General features: G+C 61.8%; 12 protein-coding genes. 11 read left to right on the forward strand and 1 reads right to left on the reverse strand.

Annotated features, from left to right (window positions below):
- Positions 1 to 106 precede the first annotated feature (106 nt).
- From X268_RS09735 to X268_RS09755, 5 genes are read left to right on the forward strand one after another with little or no spacing between them, the layout of a single operon-like run.
- Complete coding sequence (locus X268_RS09735) at positions 107 to 883, forward strand: molecular chaperone TorD family protein (protein ID WP_128924737.1); 777 nt, start codon at positions 107 to 109, stop codon at positions 881 to 883.
- 29 nt (positions 884 to 912) lie between these two features.
- A complete protein-coding gene (locus tag X268_RS09740) occupies positions 913 to 1,122 on the forward strand; it encodes a twin-arginine translocation signal domain-containing protein (protein WP_128924738.1) in 210 nt (69 codons plus the stop codon).
- Positions 1,123 to 1,136: 14 nt separating this feature from the next.
- Positions 1,137 to 4,079 carry a formate dehydrogenase subunit alpha gene (locus X268_RS09745; RefSeq protein WP_128924739.1) on the forward strand — a complete coding sequence of 981 codons (2,943 nt, stop codon included), beginning with the start codon at positions 1,137 to 1,139 and terminating at the stop codon, positions 4,077 to 4,079.
- Positions 4,080 to 4,092: 13 nt separating this feature from the next.
- Complete coding sequence (fdh3B, locus tag X268_RS09750; protein WP_027571966.1) at positions 4,093 to 4,689, forward strand: formate dehydrogenase FDH3 subunit beta; 597 nt, start codon at positions 4,093 to 4,095, stop codon at positions 4,687 to 4,689.
- A 39-nt stretch (positions 4,690 to 4,728) separates the two neighbouring features.
- A complete protein-coding gene (locus X268_RS09755) occupies positions 4,729 to 5,730 on the forward strand; it encodes a formate dehydrogenase subunit gamma (protein ID WP_128924740.1) in 1,002 nt (333 codons plus the stop codon).
- Positions 5,731 to 5,760: 30 nt separating this feature from the next.
- On the opposite strand, the gene X268_RS09760 is transcribed toward X268_RS09755, so the two are convergent.
- A complete protein-coding gene (locus tag X268_RS09760) occupies positions 5,761 to 5,964 on the reverse strand; it encodes a hypothetical protein (RefSeq protein WP_245477837.1) in 204 nt (67 codons plus the stop codon).
- Between the two features lie 132 nt (positions 5,965 to 6,096).
- On the opposite strand from X268_RS09760, the gene X268_RS09765 reads away from it, so the two are divergent.
- The 6 genes from X268_RS09765 to X268_RS09790 all read left to right on the forward strand — a co-directional run bounded on the left by X268_RS09765 (position 6,097) and on the right by X268_RS09790 (position 12,769).
- Positions 6,097 to 7,449: a TetR/AcrR family transcriptional regulator gene (locus tag X268_RS09765; RefSeq protein ID WP_164937633.1), complete on the forward strand. Its 1,353-nt coding sequence runs from the start codon at positions 6,097 to 6,099 to the stop codon at positions 7,447 to 7,449.
- A 279-nt stretch (positions 7,450 to 7,728) separates the two neighbouring features.
- A complete protein-coding gene (locus X268_RS09770) occupies positions 7,729 to 8,961 on the forward strand; it encodes a branched-chain amino acid ABC transporter substrate-binding protein (protein WP_128924742.1) in 1,233 nt (410 codons plus the stop codon).
- A gap of 112 nt (positions 8,962 to 9,073) precedes the next feature.
- Positions 9,074 to 10,021 (forward strand): branched-chain amino acid ABC transporter permease, encoded by a 948-nt coding sequence (locus tag X268_RS09775; protein ID WP_128924743.1) that lies wholly within the window; start codon positions 9,074 to 9,076, stop codon positions 10,019 to 10,021.
- Positions 10,018 to 11,328, forward strand: a complete 1,311-nt coding sequence (locus tag X268_RS09780) for a branched-chain amino acid ABC transporter permease (protein ID WP_128924744.1) — start codon at positions 10,018 to 10,020, stop codon at positions 11,326 to 11,328. The genes X268_RS09775 and X268_RS09780 overlap by 4 nt, the downstream gene beginning before the upstream one ends.
- Positions 11,325 to 12,074 (forward strand): ABC transporter ATP-binding protein, encoded by a 750-nt coding sequence (locus tag X268_RS09785; RefSeq protein ID WP_128924745.1) that lies wholly within the window; start codon positions 11,325 to 11,327, stop codon positions 12,072 to 12,074. The genes X268_RS09780 and X268_RS09785 overlap by 4 nt, the downstream gene beginning before the upstream one ends.
- A complete protein-coding gene (locus tag X268_RS09790; protein WP_128924746.1) occupies positions 12,074 to 12,769 on the forward strand; it encodes an ABC transporter ATP-binding protein in 696 nt (231 codons plus the stop codon). Before X268_RS09785 ends, X268_RS09790 begins: the two co-directional genes overlap by 1 nt.
- Positions 12,770 to 12,965 lie beyond the last annotated feature (196 nt).

Raw genomic sequence — 12,965 nt, forward strand, 5'->3', positions numbered from 1 at the left:
GCTATGGGCGCGATTGACGGTCCGTGGAACCAAGACTACCCTTGGTCTAGTGCTTTGTAAGAACTGACAATAATCAGCAGACGGGACTCTTGGATGGGAGGTCCACGTGCGTGATGATGGGCTTGAGCGCGCGATCGATGCCGCAGGCGGCATCGCTCAGCTTGCGCGCAAAATAGGCATCAGTCAGCCTTCCGTCTCGACATGGACCCGTGTGCCTGCACAACGGGTGATTGCAGTCGAAAGCGCTACCGGAGTTCCTCGCAACGACCTGCGGCCCGATCTCTACGAACAGGCCGTGCCCGCACGGCCCATCGACCCCGTCGATGCAGCGCGCGGGCAGGAATATGCGTTGCTGGCGACGTTGCTGTGTGCGCCGCCGTCGAAACGGTTGATCGAGCAGCTTGCGGCATTGACTGGTGACGCAACGCCGCTCGGACACGCGCATGCCGCGCTGGCCGACGCCGCCGCGATCGCGGTTCCAAGTCAGGTGGAGCGGGAATATTTCGATCTGTTTGTGGGGCTCGGCCGCGGCGAATTGCTTCCCTACGCGTCCTACTATCTCACCGGGTTTCTCAACGAACGGCCGCTGTCGCGCCTGCGCACAGACATGGCTGCGCTCGGCATCGAGCGGATTGCCAATAATTCCGAGCCCGAGGATCACGCTGCGATCCTGTGCGAGATCATGTCTGGCCTTGCCGATGGTTGCCTGGATGCCTCGCCCGAGGCTCAGCGTGCCTTCTTCGACAAGCACGTGTCGCCCTGGATGGGGCGGCTCTTCGCCGACATGGAGAGCGCAGATCATGCGCGTTTTTATCGGGCGGTTGGTGCGCTCGGCCGCACCTTCATCGAGATCGAGACGGAAGCGTTCACATTCGCCAATTGATCGACGGACGTCGGTCCGGGAGAGACGCGATGAGTGAAGAGACGAAAGCAAAGGTCAGGCGCCGCGACTTCCTTCGCCAGGTCGGTATCGGCACCGTCGGTGCAGGCGCGACGCTTGCGACGCCGTTGGTCGGCTCCGCGCAGGCGGACAGTGAGAACAACGATGAGAAGCGCAAGGCGCGCTACAAGGAATCCGATCACGTGAAGGCATACTACCGCGTCAACCGTTATCCGGCCTGAGAGGGAGGCTGCCCGTGCTTATCAAGCGAACACACCAGCGTTCCGATCACCGCGGTTCCGTCGCCGAATCCCTTGCGGCGCAGGGCGGGGGACTTGATCGTCGCACCTTCCTGCGGAGGTCGGGCCTGGCCGGCGGCGCTCTCGCCGCGCTGGGGACCATGCCGATCGGCAGTGTACGCAAGGCTGAAGCGGCCGTTGCCGGCCCGCTTGCCGCCGGTGCCGTTGTCAAGAAGAGCATCTGCACGCATTGTGCGGTGGGCTGCACGGTCACCGCGGAAGTCCTCCGCGGAGTCTGGATCGGGCAGGAGCCGAGCTGGGATTCCCCGATCAACCGCGGCTCGCATTGCGCCAAGGGCGCTTCGGTCCGCGAGCTCGTGCACAGCGATCGCCGTCTGCGCTATCCGATGAAACTCGTGAACGGGCAATGGACGCGCGTGTCGTGGGACACGGCGGTGAACGAGATCGGCGACAAGCTGCTCCAGGTTCGCGAGAAGTCGGGCAGCGATTCGGTCTATTGGCTCGGCTCGGCCAAGATGACCAACGAGGGCTCCTACCTGTTCCGCAAGCTCGGCGCCTTCTGGGGGACCAACAACACCGACCATCAGGCCCGCATCTGCCACTCCACCACCGTCACCGGCGTCGCCAACACCTGGGGCTATGGGGCGATGACGAACAGCATCAACGATATGCGCAACTCCAAGACGATGCTGTTCATCGGCAGCAACGCAGCGGAAGCGCATCCCGTCAGCATGCAGCACCTGCTCGAATCCAAGGAACTCAACAAGGCGAACTTCATCGTCTTCGATCCGCGCCTGACCCGTACCGCGGCCCATGCCACCGACTATGTCCGCATCCGCCCGGGCACGGACATTCCCGTGCTCTACGGAATGATGTGGCACATCCTGAAGAATGGCTGGGAAGACAAGGAGTTCATCGCGCAGCGCGTCTATGGCTTCGACGATTTGCGCAAGGAAGTCGAGAAATGGAATCCGCAGGAGGTCGAACGCGTAACCGGCGTGCCCGCAGCTCAGCTCGAACGCGTTGCCAAGATGTTTGCCACGCAAAAGCCGGCGACCATCATCTGGTGCATGGGCCAGACCCAGCACACGGTCGGCACCGCCAATGTGCGGGCGAGCTGCATCGCCCTGCTGATGACCGGCAACATCGGAAAGTCCGGCGCTGGCGCCAACATCTTGCGCGGCCATGACAACGTGCAGGGCGCGACCGATGTCGGTCTCGATATCGTGACTCTGCCGTTCTACTACGGCCTCGCGGAGGGCGCCTGGAAGCACTGGTCGCGAGTTTGGGAGGTGGATTACGACTATCTGGTCTCCCGCTTCGACGAGAAGAAGCAGATGGAGACGCCAGGCATCCCGCTGACGCGCTGGTTCGATGCCGCGCTGTTGCCGAAGGCGGATGTCGCACAGAAGGACAACGTCAAGGCCGTTTTCGTCCAAGGCCACGCCAGCAACAGCATCACCCGCATTCCGGAATCGATGAAGGGTCTGAAAGCGCTGGATTTGCTGGTGATCGCGGATCCGCACCCGACGACCTGGGCGGCTCTGGCAGTGGAGGCGGGACGAAAAGACGGCGTCTACATCCTGCCCGTAGCAACGCAGTTCGAGTGCACGGGGTCGCGCGTCGCCTCCAATCGTTCGATGCAGTGGGGCGAGCAGATCGTCAAGCCGATCTTCGAATCCAAGGACGATCTCGAGATCATCTATCTGATGGCGAAGAAGTTCGGCTTCGCCGACAAGATGTTCAAGAACATCAAGGTCGAGAACAATCTTCCCGTCGCCGAGGACGTGCTTCGCGAGATCAACCGTGGAAGCTGGTCGACCGGTTATTGCGGGCAGTCGCCCGAGCGGATCAAGGCGCACATGAAGAACCAGAACAAGTTCGATCTGGTGACGATGCGCGCGCCCAAGGACGATCCGGAAGTCGGCGGCGACTATTACGGTCTGCCGTGGCCGTGCTGGGGCTCGCCGGAGGTGAAGCATCCGGGATCCCCGTTGCTCTACAACAACAATCTGCATGTGATGGACGGCGGCGGCGCGTTCCGGCCCCGGTTCGGCATCGAACGCGAGGAAAAGCTGCCGGACGGCACGACCCGGAAAGTCAGCCTGCTTGCCGACAAGTCCTTTTCCAAGGGCTCGGAGATCGAGGACGGCTACCCCGAGTTCACGCTGGCGAGCCTGAAGAAGCTCGGTTGGGACAAGGATCTCACCGAGGCCGAAATGGCAACCATCCAGAGGGTCAATCCGGCCAATCCGGATGCAGTCTCCTGGGCGACGGATCTCTCGGGCGGCATCCAGCGAGTCGCGCTGAAGCACGGCTGCGTGCCCTTCGGCAACGGCAAGGCGCGCATGAATGCGTTCGGTCTGCCCGATCCAATTCCGGTGCACCGCGAACCGATCTATACGCCGCGCGTCGACCTCGTCGAAAAATATCCGACCCTGCCGGACGCCAGGCAGTTCCGTCTGCCCAATATCGGCTTCTCGGTGCAGAAGGCCGCGGTCGAGAAGGGGATCGCGAAGCAGTTTCCGCTCATTCTCTCCTCGGGCCGGCTGGTGGAGTATGAGGGCGGAGGCGAGGAGACGCGCACCAACCCGTGGCTTGCCGAATTGCAGCAGGACATGTTCATCGAGATCAGTCCGGCCGACGCCGCCGATCGCGGCATCAAGGATGGCGGCTGGGTCTGGGTGAGCGGCGCCGAGAACAACTCGCGGGCCAGGATGAAGGCGCTCGTGACCGAACGGGTCGGCAAGGGCATTGCCTGGATGCCGTTCCATTTCGGTGGCTGGCTCGGCGGCGCCGATCTGCGCAAGAACTATCCGGCCGGCACCGATCCGATCGTGCTGGGCGAGAGCGCCAACACGATCACGAGCTACGGCTACGATCCCGCAACGGGCATGCAGGAGCCGAAGGTCACGCTTTGTCAGATCGTCGCGGCTTGAGGGAGCAACGAACATGGCTCGGATGAAATTTCTCTGCGACGCTGACCGCTGCATCGAATGCAACGCTTGCGTCACCGCTTGCAAGAACGAGCACGAGGTACCCTGGGGCATCAATCGTCGCCGCGTCGTCACCATCAACGACGGCAAGCCGGGCGAGCGCTCGATCTCGATGGCCTGCATGCATTGCACCGACGCGCCTTGCGCGGCGGTGTGCCCGGTGAACTGCTTCTATACCACTGCGGATGCCGTGGTGCTGCACTCCAAGGACCTGTGCATCGGTTGCGGCTATTGCTTCTACGCCTGTCCGTTCGGCGCGCCGCAATACCCGAAGGTCGGCAATTTCGGCTCGCGCGGCAAGATGGACAAATGCACCTATTGCGCCGGTGGTCCCGAAGCTGACGGCAGCAAGGAGGAGTACGAGAAATACGGCGCGAATCGGTTGGCCGAAGGCAAGCTGCCGCTCTGCGCGGAAATGTGCTCGACCAAGTCGTTGCTTGCGGGCGACGGCGAGATCATCGCTCAGATCTACAAGGAGCGTGTCATGAAGCGCGGCTACGGCTCGGGCGCATGGGGCTGGAAGACCGCCTATCGCGAGACGATCGAGTCCTGACGCGGCAACAGAAGGGCGCGCAATACCGGGGAGGACGTGATGGCGTCATTAGGAAGGTTCATTCGCCTGGCTGTCGGCTTTTGCACGCTGCTTCTCGTGGTGATGGCGGCGCCCGCGACTGCCCAGCAGGTCAATCCGACGGCAAGCTCGGTGAGGGAGCAGCAGCTTCTCCAGGAGCTGAACCGGATCCAGGGGCGCGTCAGCATCCCGGATCAGCGGTCCGGCGTGCTCGAGCAGCCACAGGGGCGGGAATGGCGGGAATTCCGCAATGTGACGCTGCGTTGGATCGGCGGCATTGCCATCCTCGGCATGGTCGCCCTGATCATGATCTTCTATCTGACCCGCGGCATGGTTCGGCTCGAAAGCGGCCGATCGGGCCGCACCATCGTTCGCTTCAACGGTTTCGAGCGCTTTGTGCACTGGATGACGGCAACCTGCTTCGTCATCCTGGCGATCTCCGGCCTCAACATCACCTTCGGCCGGCCGCTGCTTTTGCCGCTGATCGGCTTCGAGGCCTTCTCCGAATGGTCGCAATGGGCGAAATACGCCCATAATTATCTGAGCTTCCCGTTCACGCTTGGGGTCGTCCTGATCTTCCTGATGTGGATCGGCGGTAACATTCCCAGCAAGGTGGATATCGAATGGGCGAAGCGCGGCGGCGGCCTGATTGGACATGACCATCCGCCGGCCTACCGCTTCAATGGCGGCCAGAAAATGATCTACTGGATCGTCGTGATCGGCGGTGGGCTCGTCGCGACGAGCGGTTATGCGCTGATGTTCCCATTCTACGGCACGGGAATCGAAGGCATGCAAATGGCGCAGATCGTCCACTCCATCGTCGCGGTTTTGTTCATCGCGGCGATGATCGCGCACATCTATATCGGCACGATCGGAATGGAAGGTGCATTCGAGGCCATGGGCTCGGGCGAGGTCGACGTGAACTGGGCCCGCGAGCACCATAGCCTCTGGCTCGACAAGCAGAAGGCACGAACCGGTCCAAACGATGGACAGTCTCAACCTGCGACCGCGGCGGCCGAGTAACGCGAAGAGCCCGAAAGAGGACGGTCCGCTCTATGGTGCCGCTTCTTTCGTAAACAAGACCGAGCGATCCTGCATCTGTTGTTCAGGAAGCTTGTTGGCCTGACCTGTCTGCAGTTCCTGGATGGACGGCATGCCGCTTCGACCGTCATGGAACAGTCCATGCGATCTGAGCACGCCGGTGGCTGCACCAGCGAGAAGCAAGGTTGCAATGAGCGAGAGCATGAGGCGTTTCATGCGTATCTCCGTCTGCCATGCCCATCCGACACCATGGATACAACCAGATTGCCTCACGCGATGTGTGCCACCTCACAGTCGACGGTTCCGAGGTCGTCTAAAGCATGATCCGGAAAGGTGCGAAGCATTAAGGTGATTGGGAAACGCGCCGACAGTCCTGGCGCGGAGCCCGCCTCATCCGATGGCAAGAATATCCGATGTGTGGTAGGGGGATCTCACCTGGATGAATCCGTCCACGATGAGGAAGGGTGTTCAAGCTTGCAAGTCGCCGCCTTCCCGTCCGACCGAGCTGAAGAGATCCTCGTGTCGGCTTCCAGGCTCTTTGCCCGCCATAGCTATGCGAATGTGACGATGGAACAGGTGGCAGCGTCGGTTCGATCGGTGCCGGGAGCGCTGTACCACTACTTCCGCGACAAGGAAGACCTGATCTTTCACTGCTACCTGCGCGGCCTTGCCATCTACAGGCATGAAATCGAGACCGCGGCCGAGCCCGGGATCGACGGGCTCGAAATCGTCAGGCGCTTCGTACGAGCCCGGCTGCGGCCTGAAGGCCAGCGCATGATCCTATTCTCCGACATCGATGCACTGGCTGCGTCCTACAGCAACGACGTGCACGCCAGGCGCTGGCAGAATGCCGCTCTGCTCGCCGACATTCTGAAGCGCGGCGTTGCCGACGGCTCGATAGCCTGCGAGGAGCCGCTGCTTACGGCCGTCGCCCTCATTTCCATCCTGGATTGGGTTCCGTTCTGGTTCTCCGACCGCGACTACTATTCGCGCCAGCAGGCGATTGATGCCATCGATGACATCATCACGCATGGAGTCTATCGGCGTGAAATTGCCTTGCCGGACATGCCCGAAGCGCCGAGCCTGGCGCCGTTTCTCCAGTCCCGCTCGAAATTGAACAAGCGCGCCGCGAAGCTGGACAGGATGCTCTCGATTGCCTCTGACAGTTTCAACCGAAGGGGCGCGTCCGGCACGTCGCTCGAGAGCATCGCGGGGGAGGCAGGCATGACGCGGGCCGGCATCTACTATCATTTCCGCGAGAAGGAACGCCTCTTGCTGGCCTGCTTGCGAAGAGGTCTGGCCGGTGAGATCGGCATTCGAGAGTATTTGCAGGACTTCGGCCTCGGCGCGTTCGACTACATCGTTCAGAGAGTGCGGCTGCTATTGATGCTGCACGATACTCCTTGCGGCCCCAAGGCGACCTACCACAACATCAATTATCTCAACGACGTCGACCGCAAGCACTATGTCGGACAGGTGCTTGCAACGATCCGGCAGGACCAGAGAAATCATCAGCGCTGGATCGACGCGGGATACTTCCGCAGCGTCGACACTTACTTCGCGGAACGCGTTCTGACTGGAATGGGACACTGGTACCCGATCTGGTTCAGGGGCGAGCGGAGCTGGTCTCCGATGCAGATTGCCGATCATTTTTCGCGGCTATTCCTCGCGGGGCTCAAGCCCCGTCGCTGGGTGGTATAAAGCAACCAATCCGAGGGCCCTGGTCGCGATCTTCATCCTTCTCCTGTTTGGGCCTCATGTCTGCCGCAGATCGAGCGCGGCTCTTGGTCTCAAAAAGTTGCCTGTGAATTCAATATTCCGGGCGGCGCGCGGCAATCTTCATGCTTATGTTGCAATTATTTCTTGCACCAAAACTTTACACAGTATTCAATGTTGGAGTAGCGAAAGGTGACGCGATCGACGTTGTGAGTCAGCTTCGATCGCCAAGGAACAAGAACATACAAACGGGAGAAGCCAGGGATGCATAGGCTCGTAATTGCTGCGGCGGCAGCGCTGACGATTGTCGGAGGAGCAGCATTCGCGCAGGAAACCATCAAGTTCGGTTACATCGATCCGCTGTCCGGCGGTGGCGCCAGTGTCGGTGAAGGCGGTCTGAAGACGTTCCAGTATCTCGCCGACGAGATCAACGCCAAGGGCGGCATCCTGGGCCGCAAGATCGAGATCCTGCCGCTCGACAACAAAACCAACCCGCAGGAAAGCCTGGTGCAGGCGCAGAAGGCGATCGACGCCGGCGCCCGCTTCATCACGCAAGGCAACGGCTCGTCGGTCGCCGCAGCGCTGTCCGACTTCGTGACCAAGAACAACACGCGCAATCCCGGCAAGGAAGTGCTCTACTTCAACTACGCCGCCGTCGATCCGAGCCTGACCAACGAAAAGTGCAGCTACTGGCATTTCCGCTGGGACGCCAGCTCCGACATCAAGATGGAGGCGCTCACCAGCTATATGAAGGATATTGCCGCGATCAAGAAGGTGTACCTGATCAACCAGGATTACTCCTTCGGCCAGTCGGTGCGCGCCGACGCGCGCAAGATGCTGGGCGCCAAGCGTCCCGACATCCAAATCGTCGGTGACGAATTGCATCCGCTGCTGAAAATCACAGACTTCTCGCCTTACGTCGCCAAGATCAAGGCTTCCGGCGCCGATAGCGTCGTGACCGGCAACTGGGGCCAGGACATCGCACTGCTGCTCAAAGCTGCTGCGGATGCCGGCCTGAAGGTCAATTGGTACACCTACTATGCCGGCGGCGCTGGCGGTCCGACCGCGATCAAGCAGACCGGTCTCGACCATCAGGTGTTCCAGATCACCGAGGGCTTTGCCAATTCTGGCCATCAGCCGGCGATGGACTTCGAAAAGGCTTTCCGCGCCAAGGTCAACATGTCGCTTTGGTATCCGCGTGCGGTCAACGAGATGCGCATGTTCAAGGCCGCGGCCGAGAAGGCCAACTCGCTCGACCCCGTGAAGGTCGCAGCGGCCCTAGAGGACCTCAAGTTCGAGGTGCTGGATGGTGGAGAGGGCGTCATGCGCAAGGACGATCACCAGTTCTTCCAGCCGATCTATATCTCCTCCTTCGGCAAGCTTGCTGCAAACGAGCCGTTCGACGAGGAAGGCACCGGCTGGGGATGGCACCTGGTTTCCAAGGTCGACACCTCCAAGACGATGGTTCCCACAACCTGTAAGATGACCCGGCCGTAAGCTGGACCAGCTTTGCCTTCCCGCGGCCGGCAGCGGCTCGCGGGAAGGTCGCTGTTGCGGGTGGACCGACGAGCGTGCCGGCTTTTCTGTCCCGGCCATAGGTGTGAATACTGTGCTTGAACTGATCGTTATATCGACGCTGAACGGTCTGCTGTTCGGCATGCTGCTGTTCCTGCTGTCGAGCGGCCTGACCGTCATCTTCAGCATGATGGGCGTGCTCAACTTCGCCCATGCCAGCTTCTACATGCTCGGCGCCTTCTTCGGCTATCAGCTCACGAAATGGATTGGCTTCTGGCCGGCGCTGCTGCTGGCACCGCTGCTGGTCGGCGCGATCGGCATGGCGGTCGAGCGCTACGGCCTGCGCAATACGCATAAACACGGCCACGTGGCGGAGCTGCTCCTGACATTCGGTCTTGCATTCGCGATCGAAGAAATCGTGGCGATGATGTGGGGCAGGAGCCCCGTCGACTATCGCGTGCCGGCGCTGCTCGACTTTCCGGCCTTCACGATCTTCTCGACGAACTATCCCGCCTACAAGATCTTCATGCTGGCCGTGTCGATCCTGATCTTCGTCGTGCTGCTGATGGTGCTCAAGCGCACGCGGGTCGGCCTGATCGTTCAAGCCGCGCTGACGCATCCCCACATGGTGGGGCATCTCGGTCACAATGTCGGACGCATATTCATGCTGGTGTTCGGCGTCGGCAGCGCGCTGGCGGGAATCGCCGGCGTGATCGCCGGTCCGGCGCTGGTGACGCAGTCCGATATGGCCGCGGCGCTGGGACCGATCCTGTTCGTGGTCATCGTGTTCGGCGGCCTGGGCTCCTTGCCCGGCGCCTTCATCGCCTCGCTGGTCATCGGCCTGATACAGACCTTTGCGGTGGCGCTGAACGGTTCGCTCGCAAGCGCCTTCGGTCCGCTCGATCCGTCGGCAGGGCCCTCTGTGCTCACCGACATCTGGAACGTGACCATCGCCCAGGTGGCGCCGATCGTGCCCTACCTGCTGCTGGTGATCATCCTGATCGTACGCCCCATGGGCCTGATGGGGACGCGCGAGACATGAACGCCAAGACGACATCGACGGCGACATCGACATCGACGATCGCAGAGAAGCCGACGGGCGATGGCCTGCGTTTCTACGGCATATGGCTTGCCGGCATTGCCGTGCTGATCCTGCTGCCGCTGATCTTCTCCTCCGGCGGCTCGCTGACGTCCTTCAGCCTGATCGGCATCGCGATCGTGTTCGCGCTGTCCTACAACATCCTGCTCGGCCAGACCGGCCTCTTGTCGTTCGGCCATGCGGTCCATTACGGCCTCGGCGGCTTCGCCGCGTGCCACATGATGAATGCGGTGGTCTCGCACGGCTGGCCGATCCCGCTGCCGTTCATACCACTGTTCGGTGGGCTCGGCGGCCTGGTCTTCGCGATCATCATCGGCTGGCTGATGACCAAGCGGGCCGGCACAGTGTTCTCGATGATCTCGCTCGGCATTGCCGAGCTGGTGGCGTCCTCCTCGCTCATCCTGCGATCGGTGTTTGGCGGCGAATCCGGGATTTCGACCGACCGCACCGCTCTGCCGAAGCTTCTCGGGTTGAGTTTCGGCCCACAGCTTCAGGTCTATTATCTGATCGCGTTCTGGCTGGTGATCTCGGCCATCGCGATGTATGCGCTGACGCGGACCCCGCTGGGGCGGATCAGCAATGCGGTGCGGGACAACCCCGAGCGCGTCCAGTTCATCGGCTATGACCCGCACGTGGTCCGCTATATCGCCTTCTGTTTTGCCGGGTTCTTCGCCGGTGTGGCAGGGGGATTGGCTGCGATCAACTTCGAGATCGCCAACGCCGCCTATCTCGGCGCGATCCAATCCGGCCTCGTGCTGTTCTCGACCTTCATTGGTGGCGTCGCCTTTTTCTTCGGACCCATCCTGGGTGCAATCCTCGTGACCTATCTTCAGCTCGGGCTGACCAGCGTCACTGGTGTGTGGCAACTCTATTTCGGCATTATCTTCATCGGCATCGTGATGCTGTCCCCCGGCGGCATCGCGGGGCTGGTGATGATGCACCGGCCGCTGGTTCGCGCCGGAACTCTGCCGACCGTGGTCCCTTCCTATCTGCTCGCAGCGGTGCCAACCATGGCACTGGCTTGCGGCGTGATTCTGGCGATCGAATCGATCGCGCGCACGCATAGCGGTCAGGGCAACCCGATCAACCTGTTCGGCATTGCGTTCAATCCGGCGTCGCCGATGACGTGGGCGAGTGCGGCGGTCCTCGTCGCCGGCGGCTTCGTCGTCGCGCGCCTGAGCTGGCGGCGGGTCGGCGATGCTTGGGACCGCGCGGCGACGGTCGCACGCGACCGGGGGGATTTGGCATGACGGCAGCGATCGAAGTCCGCGCTGTCGAAAAGCGCTTTGGCAATGTCGGCATCATCCGCGATCTCAATCTCAGTGTCGCGCAAGGTGAGCGTCACGCCATCATCGGTCCGAACGGTGCCGGCAAGTCGACGACGTTCAATCTCATCAGCGGTCATATCAAGCCCACCTCGGGCGAGGTGAGGCTGAACGGCGATGTGATCTCCGGCATGAGGCCGTTCGAGATCAACCGGCGTGGCCTGTCGCGGTCGTTCCAGGTCACCAACGTGTTCGCGCGCATGTCGGTCTGGGAGAACGTCCGTTGTGCGGTGCTGTGGGCGACGGGTCACCGTTACGCCTTCTGGAAGAACGTCGATAGCCTGCCGGAAGTGCGCGAGCGGACCGCGCAGATCCTCGACGACATCCATCTGACCCATCGTCGCGATGTTCCGGCCGGCTTGTTGACCTACGCCGAGCAGCGCGAGCTCGAGATCGGCATCACCATCGCCAGCGGTGCGACCGTCGTGATGCTGGACGAACCCACGGCGGGCATGAGTCACGCCGAGACCGACCGCGCGGTGTCCCTGATCCGGCGCCTGACCGAGGGCAAGACCCTGGTCATCGTCGAGCACGACATGAGTGTCGTGTTCGGCCTGGCCGACCGCATTTCGGTGCTGGTCTACGGCCACATCATCGCTTCCGGCACACCGGAAGAGATCAGGCGCGACCCGAAAGTCAAGGAAGCCTATCTCGGCGAGGAGGCGCACTGATGCTCGAGGTCAGGGACCTGCACGCCTATTATGGCAAGAGCCACATTCTCCAGGGTGTCGATCTCGACGTTGCTGCGGGCGAGGTCGTCAGCCTGCTCGGTCGCAACGGCGTCGGACGTTCGACCACGGTCAAGGCGATCATGGGCGAGGTTGCTCCGCAAGGCACGATCCGCTTCAAAGGCAAGGACATTGCCGGGCTGCCGAGCTACAGGATCGCGCGCCTCGGTCTCGGCTATGTGCCGGAGCATCGGGACATCTTTCCGAGTCTGACGGTCCGCCAGAATCTGCTCCTCGGCATCAAGGATACGCGACGTCCCGGCAAATGGCAGCTTCAGGACATGCTCGACATGTTTCCGAATCTTGCCGCGCGGGCCGATACGCCTGCAGGGGTGCTGTCGGGCGGCGAGAAGCAAATGCTCACGACTTGCCGGACCTTGATGGGCGATCCCGATCTCATCATGATCGACGAGCCCACCGAAGGTCTTGCCCCGTTGATCGTACAGCAGGTCGGCGATCTCATCGCCCGCATTGCGCAGGCCGGCGTCGCGATTCTGCTCGTCGAGCAGAAGCTGTCGATTGCGATGAAGATCTCCAACCGCGTTTACGTCATGGGGCACGGTCGTGTCGTCTTCGAAGGTACGCCCGAGCAATTGAGGTCAAACAGCAGCGTTCGCGCGCAATGGCTGGAAGTGTGAGGGCGCGCCCCGGTATCGCGCATCCCATGTAGGACGCAGATCCAGGTATCCGAGACCAGGACCAACGTCCCGGTGAAGGCCGGCATTGGAGCTGGGCAGCTTCCCGGCCGGACGAAATCTCATCAGCGGCCTGCCGAGGTGTTTTAAACCGGCGGATTCGACGGCATTGCGCTCGTTGCCGCCGACAAGGGCTTCC

The organism is Bradyrhizobium guangxiense (assembly GCF_004114915.1).
Lineage (GTDB): Bacteria > Pseudomonadota > Alphaproteobacteria > Rhizobiales > Xanthobacteraceae > Bradyrhizobium > Bradyrhizobium guangxiense.